At 53.9% G+C, this 18,239-nt stretch carries 14 protein-coding genes; 6 read left to right on the forward strand and 8 right to left on the reverse strand.

Annotated features, from left to right (window positions below):
- Window positions 1-29 precede the first annotated feature (29 nt).
- The 8 genes from CA51_RS11800 to rfbA form a co-directional block, all read right to left on the reverse strand.
- Window positions 30-1,142: a glycosyltransferase gene (locus tag CA51_RS11800; protein ID WP_197451771.1), complete on the reverse strand. Its 1,113-nt coding sequence runs from the start codon at window positions 1,140-1,142 to the stop codon at window positions 30-32.
- A 732-nt stretch (window positions 1,143-1,874) separates the two neighbouring features.
- The gene (locus tag CA51_RS11805) at window positions 1,875-3,140 is read right to left on the reverse strand and encodes a glycosyltransferase family 4 protein (protein ID WP_197451772.1); all 1,266 of its coding nucleotides are present in this window, start codon (window positions 3,138-3,140) and stop codon (window positions 1,875-1,877) included.
- Window positions 3,141-3,623: 483 nt separating this feature from the next.
- A complete protein-coding gene (locus tag CA51_RS11810; RefSeq protein ID WP_145120790.1) occupies window positions 3,624-5,132 on the reverse strand; it encodes an O-antigen translocase in 1,509 nt (502 codons plus the stop codon).
- Window positions 5,133-5,136: 4 nt separating this feature from the next.
- Window positions 5,137-6,015 (reverse strand): sulfotransferase domain-containing protein, encoded by an 879-nt coding sequence (locus CA51_RS11815; RefSeq protein WP_145120792.1) that lies wholly within the window; start codon window positions 6,013-6,015, stop codon window positions 5,137-5,139.
- Window positions 6,005-7,132: a DegT/DnrJ/EryC1/StrS family aminotransferase gene (locus CA51_RS11820; RefSeq protein ID WP_145120794.1), complete on the reverse strand. Its 1,128-nt coding sequence runs from the start codon at window positions 7,130-7,132 to the stop codon at window positions 6,005-6,007. The genes CA51_RS11815 and CA51_RS11820 overlap by 11 nt, the downstream gene beginning before the upstream one ends.
- Window positions 7,129-8,031, reverse strand: coding sequence for a WxcM-like domain-containing protein (locus tag CA51_RS26455; RefSeq protein WP_276528649.1), 903 nt, complete (start codon window positions 8,029-8,031; stop codon window positions 7,129-7,131). The genes CA51_RS11820 and CA51_RS26455 overlap by 4 nt, the downstream gene beginning before the upstream one ends.
- Window positions 8,032-8,129: 98 nt before the next feature.
- A complete protein-coding gene (locus CA51_RS11830; RefSeq protein ID WP_197451773.1) occupies window positions 8,130-10,088 on the reverse strand; it encodes an acyltransferase family protein in 1,959 nt (652 codons plus the stop codon).
- Between the two features lie 23 nt (window positions 10,089-10,111).
- Window positions 10,112-10,996: a glucose-1-phosphate thymidylyltransferase RfbA gene (rfbA, locus tag CA51_RS11835; RefSeq protein WP_338052353.1), complete on the reverse strand. Its 885-nt coding sequence runs from the start codon at window positions 10,994-10,996 to the stop codon at window positions 10,112-10,114.
- Between the two features lie 1,550 nt (window positions 10,997-12,546).
- Here rfbA and CA51_RS11840 point away from each other — a divergent pair.
- The 6 genes from CA51_RS11840 (at window position 12,547) to CA51_RS11865 (ending at window position 18,065) form a co-directional block, all read left to right on the forward strand.
- Window positions 12,547-12,990: an Hsp20/alpha crystallin family protein gene (locus CA51_RS11840; RefSeq protein WP_145120800.1), complete on the forward strand. Its 444-nt coding sequence runs from the start codon at window positions 12,547-12,549 to the stop codon at window positions 12,988-12,990.
- A 604-nt stretch (window positions 12,991-13,594) separates the two neighbouring features.
- A complete protein-coding gene (locus CA51_RS11845; protein ID WP_145120802.1) occupies window positions 13,595-15,067 on the forward strand; it encodes a cytochrome ubiquinol oxidase subunit I in 1,473 nt (490 codons plus the stop codon).
- Entirely contained in the window at window positions 15,064-16,092 is a 1,029-nt protein-coding gene (gene cydB / locus CA51_RS11850; RefSeq protein ID WP_145120804.1) for a cytochrome d ubiquinol oxidase subunit II, read from the forward strand. Before CA51_RS11845 ends, cydB begins: the two co-directional genes overlap by 4 nt.
- Before the next feature lie 121 nt (window positions 16,093-16,213).
- Entirely contained in the window at window positions 16,214-16,777 is a 564-nt protein-coding gene (locus CA51_RS11855; protein WP_145120806.1) for an RNA polymerase sigma factor, read from the forward strand.
- Window positions 16,774-17,169, forward strand: a complete 396-nt coding sequence (locus CA51_RS11860; protein WP_145120808.1) for a hypothetical protein — start codon at window positions 16,774-16,776, stop codon at window positions 17,167-17,169. Before CA51_RS11855 ends, CA51_RS11860 begins: the two co-directional genes overlap by 4 nt.
- Before the next feature lie 380 nt (window positions 17,170-17,549).
- Window positions 17,550-18,065 carry a hypothetical protein gene (locus CA51_RS11865; protein ID WP_145120810.1) on the forward strand — a complete coding sequence of 172 codons (516 nt, stop codon included), beginning with the start codon at window positions 17,550-17,552 and terminating at the stop codon, window positions 18,063-18,065.
- Window positions 18,066-18,239: the final 174 nt, after the last annotated feature.

Raw genomic sequence — 18,239 nt, forward strand, 5'->3', positions numbered from 1 at the left:
AATGCAGACACACTAGCGGTGGTTGCGAACTACGTTTTTTTGAGGCCGCATGGGTCAAGAACCCATGCGGCATGCTTTCCAATATTGGACCAGAGGTGCCGTGCCGCAATTGTTTTTCGGAGCTGCCTTTTACTGGTATCTCTCGATTTGACTTCTTGAATAGCCTTCTTCATTGCAAGAACATAGTCGCCTGGATTGTCCCCGAAATAGATGGCATCCGGGAATCGCATTTGTTCAGGGACTCGCGTTGATACAATGGGCGCACCTATCGCAAGATGGTTCCAAAGTTTTTGGGGGCAGCCCATTCGGTTGAACTCACGATTAGGCTCCGGAATGATTGCAATGTCAAATTCGCTGATGGTTTTCGGCACACCATCCAACGCAACTTTTCCGAGGAACTTAAAATTGGAAAAGCTGTTCTCGAGCCTTTTTAGCTCCATTCGATCTTTTCCGTTGGGTGGCGGCCCATAGAACCGCAATGCGATTTGTTGCCCAAAATGCGAACACACCGCGTGTACTAGATTCCAGTCCACGCGATTGTCAATTGATCCCAGGTAGCCAACGACGAGTTTTTGATCGTTGGGGATTTTAGTTAATGGATTGAGGAAATCTGGAGTGGTCCCATTCGGGACATGGTGGATACGTTCGGAGCATTGAGGGTGACGTAGCTTCAGTTTTTGTGTCAAAGCCGATGAGACAGCAAGGGTGAAGTGTGCGTGATTGACAAGGTAGTCAGAGCGGACGCTTTCAATGTAGTCATCAACAACATTGTAGATTAGTGTTGAATTTTCTGGCAAAAAGTCAACGGTGTCGGAAAGATATGGCATCGTTACAACGAAGTACTGCCTCCTGTGTTCCATGCCTAGTTGCTTGGCCGTGTTGACCAAATACTTAGCCAATTGCCGCGAAAAGAACTTTTTTGCACCCGGAGGAACGAACACCTCTAGATCGGTCGGCGATTCGTGTTCACGATTCCCCCTCTTCGCAAAAACACTCGCCCATTTTTTGAGCGGAGGCTGTTTAGTCAGATTCAAGTGCCTGATGTCGGCACCTCGCGCGTCAGCAACTGAGTTCCACAGTAAGCGACAAGATTGATAAGGCGGTGCAAGCGTGTGGACGATCGTATCATGAGGCCGGAACATCAGCATTTATTCTTGATTAAAGTGTTGTGCTAGCTGGCAACCAATTGGATATCGTCACTCTAGAATGAGAGACAGGATTACCAGGCAGATGATTGAAAGAACTGGAGGTGGTTCAGCGGGGCGCTGATGTAGAGTTGCCACCCCCAAAATGCGGTGTTGAGGTTCGATGAGAAAACATCGTCAACCGGTGGCCATGTCAGGGGAATCCTGTCTATCAAAGTGCTTTATAGTGCTCAGCGTCCAACGGTGCTTGACTGAGAGGCCACACGGGCTTTGACGTTGTTGTACCGTTATTAAACGGGTTGCTGTTCAATATCGGATCAAAATGAAGTTCAGGTTTTGAGCCGCGGCACTTGGGCGATCACTTTGGTGCGCTCATCTTAGAGGTTATGCCACTCGGAAGAGGAACAGTTGGGTTTGATTACCTCTATATGCTGCGACTCGCAGTGAGTGCGCATTGGGACAGAATCGCTTTTTCCTTTAGTCTGCCAAAGCGTTTGATTAAGCGTTATCCCGAAGTCCTTTCAGATTTATGTGTGAGTGGATTTTGCGAATGTTAAGCGAGTGAAAGCAAGACTTTGAACTAGATTTGGATGCCAGTGTGGTTTCGCTCTGCGAGGAAAACCAGCTGTTCTGATAGTACGCCATAAGCAGAACAAGGTATATCTTTGTTGGCTGGATATTGCCCCCCCTCTGCAGGTCGCGGGAATATAAGGATCGGGCGCTTCGCAATTATGAGAGTCTCCTGACGACGTCTAGACGCGATTTCTTTGCTAACTTTTTAAGTAGGTATGCTGCCCATTGTTTGTGGTTTAATGGAGCTAGCTTGGCTTGATTGGTCAGTTCAAGAAATTGTTCGGTTCTCCGATTGATATCGAAGAACATGGCGGCCTCTTTTTCTTGGAAGCACAAGTTCGAATACTCGGTGTCGCTCACTGCAAGAACTCCTGATAGCATTTTGTGAATGGAAATGTCGGGTGAAGTCCCTTCCACATGTTCACCACATGATCCAGGCGGCAACTCGTGGAACCATCCATATGTGGAACTGCTCAAATCGTTCACGATAGCAGGGATGGCGGGAACACCTGCAGCGGCAGCGACAATCAGAGAGGTTCCCATTCCAACAAAAACGCCTGCGGTTTGTAGTAGTTCAATGATTCGATGCTCATCAAGGGTGCCGTGCAACGTTACGTTGTCACGAAGGCCTGACAGTTCGATCCGTTTACACATCTCGGATTTAAGTTCGTTGTCGGATTTATCAACGTCTCCCACGACTTCCCAATGAGCATGAACTCCTTCTGACTTCAGGCGTTTTAAGATGTCAATCATGTAAAGATTGTACGTTTTGAAACTCATCAGGCGGCCTACCGACAGGATTCGCAATCGTTCTGGTTTGCGTTCTATTCGGCGATACCGTTCAACGTCTAGGGGGAGTGGCCAGGTCTTTCCCACCGGCTGATTCAAGTCATGGGTTTTGGCATGTGACAGCCGGATATGCTCAGACATGAACAGTTTGTTCTCGTCAGGGAGGATGTTGCAGAAGACGTTAGATGCATGGTTCTTAGTGGGCGGGGCATGGTATGCCCATGGGTTAAAGACGCCTGCAAGCAGTCTCTTTTTAAGTCGTAGGCGACGCAATAAGCAGTACGAAATCGATAGTGAAGTTTCAGAAAACGCAACGATTGCGTCACTTGTTAATAGAGTCTTTGTGACTTCAGCGGGAATTGCTGTGAACGGGAATGCAAGCTTGTGATAGTTTCGTGAGCCGAGAAGCAATATCGTTGCGCAGTTGGAGAGTTGCTCCATTAGCTCACCCCCTTCGCCCAAAATGATTGTTACGTGATGACCGCGTGCCTGAAGTTGCTGGCACATTCGATGCATGAGCGTCTCGACTCCGCCTGTGATGCATCGCTCGTAAACAAATACGTAAGTTATATGGTTTTTATCAAGCGGCATGGTGTCTGCGATACGCTGTTCTCCGTTGTTGGAGTGCTGCATGTCTTGGGGCAAGCTAGAGATTGAACGAGAGGGCATTACTATGAGCTTTACTCGCGCGGAGTGCAAGTTAACATCGTTATTAGAGGGAAGGTTTCTGAGGCATGTCGAAATGCATGAGGTGACGGCGTGCTAGTGAGTATGGCATGCTTGTTTATTGAGTGATCGCTCTTGGGCGAATTCTTCTGTGATCTGGGAGAGCTTTGGCCATGTCCAGTGTTGGATTGTGGCCAGGTTACGTTGGAGTGAGAATTATGGCTGCAAGATTATCGTTGCGGATAGCTTTGGGGACTGACTGTTCAGCCGAGTTTTATTGACACACCACAAGTGCAGCGTACTGTGATGTACGCAAAGTGCTAGGTGTTTAGGCGCAAGCTTCTCTATTTAGTCGGTTGGTCGTTCAGGAAGTTTTGTGACGTATTTAAGGTGTGCTTCCCACACTCCCGGTTTGTCCCGTTGATAATTGTCGGCCGTCCTGGAGTGCGGCTACAGTCCCCTTAGTAGCCATTTTCCGCCAGGAAGGCCAGTGGTGAATTGTGCAATTCTATTTCCTGGGCCGACGCGAACGATCAGTTGTCGGAGACTGTGCACTCCGCTGCCGATGCTCACCATCATGCAAGGGATAGGACTGAATTCTCGCGGCAAGTACAGGCTCATGAGTAAACATGCGATTGCAACAGGTGCCATCCAATAAAATAGTGCCAGGACAGGTGGGTGCCACATGAACCCTGTGAGGGTGCGGGTGATGAACAACACTGCAGGAACGTGGATTGCGTACAGACCAAAGAAGGCGATGGCGACGCCTGCGACGCCAAACCATCGAACACCCACGACAATTAGTAGAAGATGGATAGCATTGAAGAACGTTTGCGCGAAAGCAAACAGACCGCCTTTTCCTTTTGCAAGCATCGCGAAGCCCATCGGCCATGAAATGATTCGGCCCATGCATCCGAGGATGAACCAACGCAGTAGTTCCGCAGACTGCAGGAACTCCGAAGTGTAGAGGACCCGGATAGCAATCGGTGCGAGTGAAAGCGTTGCCAGTAAACCGGGGAATGCTAGCAGTAGCCCGATTTCGGTCTGCTCGTTAATGAGCACGTTCATTTGTTCATTGTCATTGGAGGCTTGAGTCAGGCGGGGGTAGTAGTCCGCACTCATTGCCTTCAATACAAATTGCACAAATAGGCCTGACAGAGTGAATGCTGCGGCGTAGACCCCGACTGCATCCATGCCAATTTCACGTGCCACAATCGCATTGGTTAGGTAGGTGACGAAAGTTGTTAACAAACCTGTCCAGAGAAACGCGAACCCGAGAGAGAAGAGTCCGCCAGCCAAGGTGAGGCTCTCCATCCAGGTCATGTTAACCTGTGGCACCTCGACCTGTCTCGCGTAAAATGTCGATACCGTGAGTGTGGCTATCGAGATGCATAACATCGCCGGCGCAATCCCATCGATCCCCAGTGTGTAGTATGCAATGCCTGAAATGAATGTTGAGGAAATCGATCCAATGATCGCGATTCTCGCAATATCACCGATGCGTCTGGTGCCTTGGATAATTGCGGCTTGTCCTGCAGTAATGTTGCCTAATAGGAGCGTGAGCCCGATGATACGAATCGAGTTGACGTGATGGTTGTTTTCGAAAGTGTAGTGGCAGATCCAAGGTCCAGCGAAAAAGAGAATCGAAAAGCCAATTAGACCACTGAGCCAGCAGACACGCCGAAGCGTTAAGACCGTCCGCCCGAGTTTTTCTTGGTCGTCTTTTCCCGCAGCAACCGCAACGTCGCGAACTCCACTTTGATGAATGCCCAGTCCTGCGAGTGTCGACGCCAATCCGATTATCGATTGAAAGGCCCCGATGAGCCCAATGCCCGCCGGTCCGATCATCACAGCAATCAACTTGGTTCTTACCAAACCAAAGACCATGTTCACCGCTTGTGAACCGCCGATCAGAGATGAGGCGCGGAGGATTTGAGAATATCGACCGGAATTGGGCATCTTGTTAACGCCGCATCTCGGATGAAACAAAACAGTCTGGTTGTTTCATGAAGAAATCGATGTCCGCACTCAGTTGCTGAGTCACTAGGGCTAGTTCGTTAGTGGTGGGTTCGGGGGCATTAGGGCGTCTGGCAACAATTTTGCGTGTGAATTGCGTCAAGCGAGTCGATCGGAATGCTCTACGTAAGATCCTTGGTACGCGTGAATATTGTTCACGGAGTTTTGGAGGAACAATGGGGGATTGACTGTCAGTGGTGTTGTGCAACGAACGGAAGTTAATTGGGTGATTCGGCACTTCAATGAATCTGAATATTTTCTTGAAAACTGCTTCTGGATTCTTGCTTAATATCGAAGTTTTTATGAATAGTGTGTTTTCCTTGCCGAGTTTTTCGCAGATGGTTGGGCAGAAAGTAGAGTACTGGCTATGTCTTAAGTACCACGGGTAGCAGCCTCTCCTATGGCAGTTGATATCGTAGCCATTTTCTATTTCTTGACGAACTGCAGTTTCCAGGCGTTCTGTTTCATTGCCAATTCGGTACATCCACCGATAGTGGGAAAGGAGGCGTTCGATAGGGTGGCGAATCAGTACTATCGCTTTTGGCTCATCAAGCACCTCAGCTATTCTACTAATCGCCGGTTCCCATACCGCATAAGATGTGCTTGAGTCTCCGAAGCACATTGTGTCGTTCTGTGAATTCTTGAACAGTTTGTTGTGGATGTCCGCTCCGCGAGCGTATTTGTCTGCAAAGGCAAAATGGTGTGGTTCTTTGGGGCGGGACATTTGGATCCGTGGGTGTTGGTCCAAATATTCGTGTAGGCTGCTGGTTCCGCACTTAGCGAAGCCTGGAACGATTAGGTTGCACTTATATTTGCTATTGTTCATCGTTTGTTGACAATGATTCTGTGATTCGTATTGCAATCGACATTGCGTGCGTTGGTGGGAGTTGTGGTCCCATTGGGAGGCTGAGTACTTCGTCGGTAAGCTGGTTGGCAAGGGGAAAGGCGTCTGAGGGGAACCCAAGGTCGCTATAGGCGTCGCTGGCGTGCGGCGGGATGGGGTAGTGGATTTGGGTGCCGATGTCGTGCTGCTGGAGGTGCTCTCGTAACGCGTCACGGTGCGGCGTGCGGATGACAAACAGGTGCCACACCGGATCCGCCCAGTCCGGTACGAAGGGGAGGATGAATTGCGGATCGCGGGGCGTAAGTGGTGCGAGGTCTTCCAGGTAGATGGCCGCGATCCCACGACGACGCTGGTTCCATTCGTCCAGGTGACGTAGTTTCACTCGCAAGAACGCGGCTTGCAGTGCATCGAGTCGCGAGTTGACCCCACATTCATCGTTGTGATAGCGAACGGTCGATCCGTAATTGCGCAACGAGCGAATTCGTTTGGCGACGGTTTCGTCGTTCGTGGTGACTGCACCGCCTTCGCCAAATGCCCCCAGGTTTTTACTGGGGTAGAAACTATGACATTCAATGTCCGCGATCCCCCCCACCGTGCGACCTTTGTATTGTGCACCTTGAGCCTGAGCGTTGTCGATGACCAGCTTGATGTCGGTGTCTTGGGTGCAGTCTCGGATCGCGTCGTAATCAACTGGTTGGCCGTAGAGGTTGACCGGCATGATTGCCTTGGTTCGTTTTGTGATCGCTGCCTGTAACAGTTTAGGATTCAGGTTGTAAGTTCGCTCGTCAGGCTCAACCGGAACAATGGTGGCGCCAACTTGGGTCACGGCCAGCCAGGTGGCAATGTAAGTGTTGGAGGGGACGATGACCTCATCACCGGGACCAATGTCAAGCGAACGAAGTGCTAGCGTCAGTGCATCGAGCCCCGTGCCCACGCCGACGCAGTGGTTGGCTTCGCAATAGGTCGCGTACTCTTGTTCGAAGGAGTCGACTTCTTTGCCCAGTACATACCAGCCCGAATCCATGAATCGATGATAGGCTTCGTCGAGCTCGTCTCGGATTTCCGCGGTGGCAGCCCCGAGATCAAGGAAGGGAATCATTCTCTCACCCCTCGGAATCTGCGAAAGTCGTCATAGTCACGGATGTAGTCGGATTCGTCATAGTTATGAGACGCAAAGACGACCAAAACACAATCAGGCGTGTAGCCGTACTGCGTTGCCCATATTCCTGCGGGAATATGGAGTGCTTTGCGTGAGTCGTTCAGGGTGATTTGCTGTCGCTGCTCGCCATCATCAATGACCACCTCGACTTTGCCACTGATCGCAACCAGAACCTGCTGGCACTCGCGGTGAGCGTGCTCGCCACGGATCTTTTCGGATGGGATACGATGCACAAAGAAGGTGCGTTCAGGAGAATATGGGAGATGTTCGTTCCATTGGGCGATCGTGAGTTTTCCGCGCATATCATTGATCGTGGGCAGCTCAAGCATTCGGCAGCCACCGATCAACTCATTGCCACTGGACGCGGATTCATGAATGGAGTGCGGAGGTGATGGAATCTGCGCGTAGCGTCGAACGGCGGCCGGATTGCCGACGACGACGGATCCGGGAGGGACGTCGGAGGTGACCACCGAACCGGCGCCGACCATCGCATCTTGGCCAATTGTGACGCCCGGCAGTAACGTCGCCCCCCCGCCAATCGAAGCACCGCGTTTTACGATGGTGGATGCAAAGCTCTCGGGGTACTGACGACTGCGTGGAAAACGATCGTTTGTGAACGTGACATTGGGGCCGATGAACGCGTCGTCTTCAATTCGGACACCATCCCACAATTGGACTCCGCTTTTTACGGTCACTCGGTTGCCGATCACGACATCATTTTCAATGAAGCAATGCGAGCAAATGTTGCATTCGGAGCCGATCGTGGCCTCTGGCAACACGACGCTGAATTGCCAAACTCGCGTGTCTTCGCCGATTTGGGTGGATTGGCAATCGGCCAATGGATGAATGGATGGTGGGGGCATGAAGGGGATGCGGAGGTATTGGAGGCTTGTCCATATTGTGACAGGCTGAAACTATAGCGCGTTTCAGTGACGACTTAGTTCTCGATGCCAGTGTGGTCAGGCGTCAGGACGCGTGCTATCTCGCTTTTGTAGAGCTTTGCACCTCGGACGCTCAAATGATCGTCGTCGATGTAATAAATGACATTTCCGTCAGCCAGGACAGCTTTTCCATTTTGTGAATGGTTGTGGTTTGTTGGCACGAACGATGCTCGGCATTTGGTTGCAAAGCCTGATAGTTGGCTCATGCGTTGTTCGTAGTGTTCGGTTCCATAGATCGGTACCTTTAGTGTCGATGATGAAGGAGCTGATTCGCGGAGGTACGCTGCATACCGCAGTGCATTGCTGTCGCCAATGTGAAGGGGAGGGGGTTGGCCAATGATGACTAATTGTTTGCAATGCTTTTGAAGAAGCGATATGAAAACAGGTAGTGATTCAAATTCGCTATTTGACTGCTTTGTCCAGAGCGAAGCAATGCAGATGAAGTCGGGTTTCCAGCTCTTAATGCAGTTAAGGCGGGCTTGGTCAAACATTCGCATTTGCTGCGCAGTGAAGAATGCTGTCTTGCTGCCGCTGCCTTCATTGAAAACCAGAGGGGTGCCACTGGCGGCAAAAAAACACACGGTTTGACCATTCTGTTGGGCAATCTCGTCAATGGTGTCACTCCACATTAATCCATGGGAGTCGCCGAAGACGACGATCTCTGGTGTCTCATTGCCATATCGTTTGATGATGCCCGATTCCCGGTATGTCGTGGAGTTGCGTTTTTCACGCATCGGTGTTTCGATGCCACGCATTCGACTAGCCATCCTGCCCTGCAGAGGTTGCTGGGTCGGGCGGTTGTCGTAAATTTGCCCTAGCCAAACCACGTTGTCGAAACCTTTGACGTCATAGTCTCGCTGGGAATACTGCATGGTGGTGACGACCGTGATGCAGGCAATTGCTAGTGAGGCGTTGATGGAAGCCCATCTCCGGTTGTAGCGGATTGGATTCTCAATCAGGGCATAAGTTGCGACCGACAGAAGGAAGCTGATACCGAGGACGTATGCAACCGGTGGGGTACTAGTCACCATAGCATGACGGAGTAATACAATCACTGGCCAATGCCACAGATACAACGAATACGATAGTTTGCCGATGCTCACCAAAAATGAGGAGGACAGAAGCCGGTTTGTCCAATTGCTACCTGCAGACGTGGCCAGCAGAATTGCAGAACCTGCCACCGGAAGCGATGCCTGGTAGCCCGGAAAGGAACTTGAGTTGCAGACAAAAAAAGAAAGCAAGGTCAATGCTAGGCCCGTTGCAGCCCCTATTTCTAAAAGCGATTGACTGGGGCGAAACCAAACCACTCGTCCAGCGAGTGCGATGACGCACCCGACGAGTAACTCCCAGGCGCGAAATGGCAGCAGGAAAAATGCCCAATGCGGTTTTACCGGTGTGATGGCGATACACGCGATGAAGCTAAAAAGAGCGAAGGCGCCCAAAACGATGACACGTTGCCGAACAGGACGTTTAGCAAGGAGGAATAGAAGAGGCGGTAAGCACAAGTAAAAGTGCTCTTCGACCGCAAGAGACCAGATGTGCAAGAATGGGCTGGATTCTGCTGCGGGGCCCCAATAGTCCCCCCCAAGTCGCATCATCTTGACGTTTGCAAGCAAGAGCAGGCACCACTGGGCTTGCCGAGCAATTTCGAGCCATTGGTCGCTGAAAACGAAAAAGTAAGTCGCAATCAGTGTTGCGATCAGCACGGTAGCGAATACAGGGAACAGACGCTTGATTCGACGACCCCAGAACTTTCGAAAACTAAACGTTCCTTTCTCTAGTTCGGCTGAAATGATGGTCGCCATCAAAAAGCCTGAGATTACGAAGAAAACGTCCACACCTGCAAATCCACCATCCATTCCTGTAACTCCTGCATGGAACAGGATAACCGGTATCACTGCAACAGCCCGAAGGCCATCAATGCTGGGGCGGTATGTGAAGTTGTTTTGAGTCACGTGATTCAATAAGGGAACGGTGTCTAGGCTTTGTTGGCGATCGACAGAAGGTACTCGCCGTAGGCGGTTTTGTTGAGTCGGTCGGCTTGCTCACGGAGCGCGTCGGTCGACAGCCATCCGTGAGTGTGGCCGATCTCTTCCAGACATGCGACTTTGAAGCCCTGGTGGTGCTCGATTGTTTTGACAAACATGGAGGCCTCCAGAAGACTTTCGTGGGTTCCGGTGTCTAGCCACGTGTGCCCACGGCCAAGAATCTCGACGCTCAATTTTCCAGCGTTCAAGTATTCGCGATTGATACAGGTGATCTCCAATTCGCCGCGGGCGGAGGGTTTCACGTTCTTGGCAATCTGGACCACGTCGGCATCATAGAAGTAGAGCCCCGTGACGGCAAAGTTTGACTTGGGTGCCGAGGGTTTCTCTTCCAATGAAATGGCTTTGCCCGAAGCGTCGAATTCAACAATGCCAAATCGATGCGGGTCGTGGACCTCGTATCCAAACACGGTAGCGCCGTCGGTCTGCGACGAGGCTGACTTCAACTTCGGCGAAAACCCTTGCCCGTAAAAAATGTTGTCGCCCAACACCAGTGAAACCGAGTGGCCGTCGATGAAGTCCGCTCCGATTAGGAACGCTTGCGCCAAGCCTTCAGGACGCGGTTGGATCTCGTAGGTGAATTCGACGCCGAACTGTTCCCCCGAACCTAACAGGTTCTTGTAGTGCGGCAGATCCTCCGGCGTGGAGATGATCAAAATGTCTCGGATGCCGGAGAGCATTAGCACGCTGATGGGGTAGTAGACCATCGGCTTGTCGTATACAGGCAACAGCTGCTTACTGATTGCACGCGTCACTGGGTGCAGTCGGGTGCCCGAGCCGCCCGCGAGGACAATACCTTTTCGTGTCATAAGTTGCATTGCTCTGTGGTATGGTGGAACGGTGTTGGTTCGTGGCTTTAACCACAGGATGTACCAGAACGCCACCTGAGTTCAAACTCAGCCAAACCCTTCAAGCAGATGCCCAAATAGAAAGGGAGCTAGGGGAATTACAAGGACGGTCTACTGGGAGTGCTTGGATTTGAGCTGACGCGTGACTCGTCGGATTCTTGGGCTGTGTCAAAGCAGCGCTAGAATCCAGGGCTGAAACTTATCAAAGGGTCGGCGCGGACTTCGTTCCTTTGGGTGACAGGCACCTTCGTTTTCGCAGCCGTTAACTCGTTGGTTTTACTTGTGCATCCATGCATCGGTTCAATTTTTTGTCTTGCGTTCTGCGCACCGTTTTGTAGGCGGGCAAACGTAACGCTACGACGAATACATACCCCGCGCCCAGTCGTTGTGTCGCGAGATTTCGTCTACTGATTTGATTGGCTTATCCTTAATCAAACAAGTCCCCACGTCTATGGATTTGGTAATCGACAGAAGGTTTGTAAAACCCCTCGCTGCCACAGGCCACACAACCGTGCAAACCAGCATCTAGACTACTTCAAGCGGGGGGCGTCTGTGTCCCGAATGGTAACCCCCACGTTCAAATCGCCAGCTGTGGGCAGCGGTACCTGGGGAGGGTACGGTAGAACTTTGTAATTCCCCAGTACTTGTGAATAGACGGTCGCTCCTAAGTGGGGTGGGGCTGCGATTAGCTGTTTCCGATACTACCCTTGTACCGCGGAAACCACAATCAAATCGCGCCAGATTTACTTAACCACCCGCCCCCCCATCTCGCAACTTTGCCCGTCCGACTTCCGTTGGCCAGGTTCGTGCGGCGGGGGGAGCCTCCTTGGAGGCATGTATAATATTTTCAGCGACGGTTCTGAGTAGCTCACCCGCTAGAGTCTCGCGGTTAGGTAACGAACGGTCGGACGCGGACATTAGTGCCGTAAGGTTAAGCCACCACGCTCGTGCGTGTTTGGTGGGACCGCCCGATTTGCAGTGCCTTACATTGGTCTGTCGGCGAGGGCGCAGCTTTTGCTGTTCTTGCTCATTTTCCTTAAATCATCGCACGCCGTTGTCAAGCAATTGATCCTTGTGGGGCCGTGAGCAGCGTCCGCGTAGATGGCCGCACGTAGTGCCCCGGTGGGGTAACGCAATGGAGAGAGGGATTGGCGGGAGCGGCCGGTAATCTGCCCGCGAATGAAGCCAAGATCGCAGATGGACTTTTCTGTGACTAGTTGCGTTGCTCGCTTTTGATCTTTTGAAGGGACGGTCATGTGAAGGAGGTCGCTGTTTGCGTGATTCGTGGGATCTCGCTGTTCGTTTTTGGCCTGTGAGTCGGCGCTATTGTGAGTGGTTCGCTGTTGATCGGGGGCGCGGGCGATTGGGGAAAGAAATCTGGAAGGTGTCGCTGTTGCGTTTGGTATGAATGTTGCAAATAGCTGCCGTTGTCCGCCGCCGACTGTCACTTTTGTCACCGCGTGGTGCCGTGCCGTCGGGGCTGTTGTTTGTTTCAGTTCAAATGTACGGAGGTATGAGCCATGTCTAGTTACAACATGACCCGAGCGCTTGTTCCCAGTGGGTTTGGAATTTCGGGACGCGAGATGGAGGAGCTGTTCGATCGTCTGTTCCATCCCGGCAGTAGCCCTGCTGCAAACCGGTGGACTCCGCCTGCTTCGGTTTGGGAGACGGGTGAGCAGATCCACTTGGAGATGGAGTTGGCTGGAGTCGCTCGCGAGGACATTGATGTCAGCTTTGAAGACGGTTTGTTAAAGATCTCGGCTAAGCGGCCTCAGCCCGATGCGACCGACCGGTCCTATTTGCACGACGAGCGCGCGTGGGGTGAGATGACGCGGACGATGCGTGTCGCCGATTCCGTCGATCCCGATTCGATCGAAGCTTCCTTTCAGAACGGACTGCTCCACATTCAGCTCTGCAAACGAGCCGAAGTGTTGCCAAAACGGATTGAGATCAAGTCGTCCTGATCCTTCTGATGGTGCTTGGCTCCGGCCCTTAGGCGATCGATAGGGAGCGGTAGTGGGATGTGAAGAAACTCCGCGGACGCAATGTCCCGCGGAGTTTCGGTTTTGGACGGTTTCTTGGCTTCACTGCGGAAGGCGAAGCAATTTGTGAGCATTGTTTCTCGCTGCGATGGTGGTTCGTGAACCCAGCGCTCGAGCCCTCCCCGAAAAACTCGCTGAAGGCTCGTTTTTCGACCCTCCCAGCGTTGCTTGGCGGGTGAAGTGTTTTTGTTTATGGGGCTGCGATCTACTACCTTGGGACTAAGTTTGTTTGAGCAGTGTCGTGAGGAAGTTGTTGTGGAGATACTGCCGTATTGCCCTCCCCGAAAAACTCGCTGAAGGCTTGTTTTTCGACCCTCCCAGCGTTGCTGGGCGAGTGAAGTGATCATATAGGCATGTGCGTAAGTTCTGGCGAGCCAGCGGGGCAAAATTCCTTGGTTCCCTACTCCGCGTCAGTGACGTTCTGCCACACCTGTGCAAAGGTGTGCCTGCGGCGACAATGGAGGCTGATAAATCGATCGTCAGCTGATCTATCAGACCCGTCGACTTCGGAGCGTGATGCAGACCCATGGACGTTGAAATACTCAGCCGGTTGCAGTTTGCCGGAACGATTATGTTCCACTACCTGTTCCCGCCTCTTTCGATCGGTTTGGGGCTGCAGTTGTTTCTGTGCGAGCTGGCTTATTACCGGACCCGCAATCCGGCCTGGGAGGCTGCCGCCCGTTTCTGGACTCGCGTCTTCGCTGTCAACTTCGCGATGGGCGTTGCGACTGGGATCGTGATGGAGTTCGAGTTTGGCACAAACTGGGCCGCCTATTCCCGCTTCGTCGGCGATGTCTTTGGTTCGGCGCTGGCGGCCGAAGGGATCTTTGCCTTCTTTCTCGAAAGCGGCTTCTTGGCGGTGCTCGTCTTCGGCTGGGACCGCGTCGGGCCGAAGATGCATCTGTTCAGCACGCTGATGGTCTTTCTCGGTTCGGCGTTCAGCGCCGTATGGATCGTGGTCGCCAACAGCTGGCAACAGACGCCCGCCGGGTACCACATCGTTTGGCACGACGTTCAGGGAGAACAGGTGCCGCGAGCGGAGGTGACCGATTTCTGGGCGATGGTCTTTAATCCCTCCTCCGTCGATCGCTTGACGCATACGCTGGTCGGGGCTCTTGTGCTGGGAGCGTTTTTCGTCGCCTCGGTCTGCTCCTACTACCTGCTGCGAGGAAAGCACGAAGCGATAGCTCGGCGGTGCCTTTCGATCGCTCTGCCGACCTCGCTGTTGTTCACTCTTTTGGCAGCCGCTACCGGGCACGATTCGGCAAAAAAGCTCATCGAAACCCAGCCTGCCAAACTTGCAGCCATCGAAGCTCATTACGAAACGACCGACGAGCCGACCGGGCTGTATCTATTCGGATGGCCCGACGCCGAAAACAAGACGGTTCACTTTGGCGTGCAAATTCCGCGGATGCTGAGCCTGTTGGTCTACAACGACCCGTCGCGGCCGGTTCCGGGCATGGACAAGATCCCCGTCGACCAACGCCCGCCGATCTGGCTCCCCTTTCAAACCTTTCACATCATGGTCGGGCTGGGGACGTTGATGCTGCTCGTCTCCGCGATGGCCTGTTGGTCGTGGTACCGCGGCTTCTATGGTCGGCACCGTTGGTTGCTGTGGACGATCGTGGTGATGCCCGTCGCCGCGATGACCGCCAACCAAGCCGGCTGGATCACGGCGGAGGTCGGCCGCCAACCGTGGGTCGTCTACCCGTCGGTGCAAAACGGCGTCGAGATGATGGGGATGCGGACCGCCGATGGGCTGAGCGAATCGGTGACGGCCGAGCAGGTGCTCGGTTCGATCATCCTGTTCGGGATCATCTATTCGCTGCTGTTTGCAGTTTGGATCTTCGTCCTGAACCAGAAGATCCAGCACGGCCCGGAATCGCCTGAAGAGTTGACCGAATACAAACGGCGGCTGCAGCGTAAGTCGATGTCCGAAACGATCGGGCACGGCGGAACTGCGTATGGTGGATCGTTGATGGACGAGGACTCCCGATGAATTACGAACTGTTGACCTTCATTTGGTTTGTGCTGCTGGGCGTGCTGTTGTGCGGCTACGCGATCCTCGACGGATTCGATCTGGGCGTGGGGATTTTGCATCCGTTCATCGCCAAAGACGATACCCAGCGGCGGTTGGTGATGAATTCGATCGGTCCGTTGTGGGATGGCAACGAGGTCTGGTTGGTGACGTTTGGCGGAGCATTGTTTGCCGCGTTTCCAGTCGCCTACGCCACGGTTTTCAGCAGCTTTTACCTCGCGTTTTTCCTGTTGCTGACCTGTCTGATCGGCCGAGCTGTCAGTCTCGAATTCCGCTCCAAGGTTCAGTCGCCTCGATGGCGAAAAGCCTGGGACTTCGGCTTCTTCGCTTCCTCACTGACCGCGGCGGCGCTGTTGGGGATCGCTGGCGGGAACGTGATGGCGGGGATGGAGTTGGGGCCGCGTTACGTCTATGAAGGCGGGCTGTTGAGCCAGATTTATTGGTATCCGCTGCTGGTCGGCGCGTTGACGGTTTCGCTGTTTGCCATGCACGGAGCGATCTATCTGTACCTAAAGACGGAGGACGAATTGCAGGCGCGAGTCCGCCGGGCGATCCATCCGCTGTTCCTGACCTTTGCGGGGCTGTACGTCGTCGTGACGCTAGCGACTTGGTTGCACGTCCCGCACGCCACCGAAAACATCGCCAACTACCCGGTGCTTTGGATCGTCCCGGTCCTCAACTTCCTGGCGGTGCTGAACATCCCGCGAGCGATGTATCTGAACCGACCCGGATACGCCTTTTTCTCCTCGGCGATGGTGATCTTGGCGTTTGCTTCGCTGTTCAGCGTCGCGATCTTCCCGAACTTGATGCTCTCGACGATCGATCCGGCGTACAGCGTGACGCTGGAGAATGCTCGCAGCAGCCACGCGACGCTCGGCACGATGCTGATCATCGCCGCGATCGGGCTCCCCTGCGTGCTCAGCTACACCGTGATCATCTACTGGATTTTCCACGGCAAAGTGAAGCTCGACCCGCACAGTTATTAGCCCATTCGGACGAGCTTTCGTTGCGTTCCGATCTGTCGCTGCGCAGCCGGCTAGCTGGCGAGGCGAAGATTTTCCCATTTTATTAGACAAATTGGCCGGGATCGCGCATCATGCTTTAACGATGAGTGAACCCGACCCTATTTCCGAGCAAGTTCGCGAGTGTGCCGACCGGATCGCTGAAAGCGGTGCCGCAGCCCTCTCGGGACTCTACGACTTGACCTCCGGGCGGTTGGTTCGCTTCGCCACCACGGTCACTCGCAACCAGCACGATGCCGAAGACGCCGTGCAGTCGGCGCTGGTCAAAGTCGCCGACAACCCGCGGACGCTGCGCCGCGCCGAACGTCCCTGGCCCTATCTGTTGCAGATGGTACGGAACGAATCGCTGCTGATCCTGCGTCGCAAGAAACGCTGGCGATTTGCGACCGGGATCTTCGATCTTTTGACGCGTTGCCCCGTGGATGAACTGGAGCAGGAGGAGACCTATCGCATGGTCTGGTCGGCGATGCGCCGCTTGCCGCCGAAGCAGAGCGAAGTTGTCGCGCTGAAGATTTGGGAGAATTTCACGTTCGCGCAGATCGGCGAGGTCTTGATGATCTCGCCAGCGACCGCCGCCAGCCGTTACCGCTATGGGATCGCCAAGTTGGAGATCGAGTTGCGGGGCGAGGAAGTGGAGGAGCGGCGATGAGAGACGACCACGATTTTGGCGATGCGGAACGAGGGGATTCGCCCGCGATCGAAGCTGTTATCCGCGCTGCCGGCGATTATGTCGTCGTATCGGATGACCTTCGCCCGCGCACGATCGAAGCAGCAATCGAGCGGCAGGGGCTCGCCGTTACCCGCCGCCGCGTCCGTTGGGCTGCATTGGGAGCTGCTTTGTTTTTGGCGGTCTCGATCCCGTGGGTACGTTCCTACGATGGCGGTGGGCTGGAGTCGGTCTCACCGACGACAGCGGAGATCCACCGAGCCGCGTTGCGGTATGCTGCCGAAGCCAACATTACTCCCGATTGGGCTTTGCAGAAGGTGGTCGACGACCTCCGTCGCTCGCAAGCCGAGCGATTGGGACAATCGACACGCTAGCCGCCTAAGCCACGCCGCGAGTCGCAAGCTCAAAAGTACGACGGGGAGCACTCGCCTTCACCCTCTCGCGGCGAAGCCGTGGGAGGGTCGGGAAACTAGCGCCGAGCGAGTTTTCCGAGGAGGGCGTTTTTCAGGGATCTTGTGCTGTGGATTTGGTCTCGACTCCCCTCCCCGAACTTCGCTTCGCTTGTTCGACCCTCCCCTTCAAACTTCGTTTGGGGAGCGGCGAGGCCGTGGGCGACCGCAATGAGAGCTGCAAAAAAAGCGATCTGGACGTGGGGGCTTTCGATTGATGAAAATCTGCGTCGGTCGAGAGACTGCGGAGATGTCGGGCGATCGGAAACATCTCGCTGCGGGGATGCCGAGGAGAGATGGGATCGATGAAAAACGAGAAGAGTGGGATGTGGGCCGAACTGCGCGATGGATGTGCCGCCGTTCGTGAGGTAGCGATCGTCGGCGCGATCGTGCTTTTGTTGGTAGCACCGACTTCGTTTCACAGCATCTTGGAGCGAGCGGGGATCTCGTCGGTCGCAGGCGTTGAGTTCGACCTCGATGCGATTGAAGAGGCAAATCAGCAGACATCGGATGCCGCTTCGGAAGTCGATTACGTCAAAGAGCAGTTGGCGATGCTGCAGCAACAGATCAGTGCGCAAGCGACGCGCAGCCAGTCGCCCGAAATGCTTGGGTTAGCGCGTAGCGTCAACGGACTCGAGAAACGACTCGATCAGGCCAAGAACTCTCTGGGACAAGCTGCCGTAGGAGTCCATAGCTCCGTCCCCGCCAGGCATCGAGCAGGCCTGACGCCGCCAGATGAACTGTTCAAAGCTGGCCCAAGCAGCCCCGAAGTGACGACGAGCCGGTTGCCTACAATCGTCGCGCCTACGGAATCGCGATAGTCGTAGCCTTGCGGAGCTAAAGTCGCCCAGCCGATACGTGGTATTCGCATCGATTGCTCGTGCGTCGGACCCGCGATGCGGCATCGTGGTGTGATGCCGTGCGTGATCCAAAGAATGCGTTCGCCGGTCGAAACGCTTGGCGAATCGACCGGTACGGGCGTGGCTCGCTGGCGG

The organism is Rosistilla oblonga, assembly GCF_007751715.1.
GTDB classification, from domain to species: domain Bacteria; phylum Planctomycetota; class Planctomycetia; order Pirellulales; family Pirellulaceae; genus Rosistilla; species Rosistilla oblonga.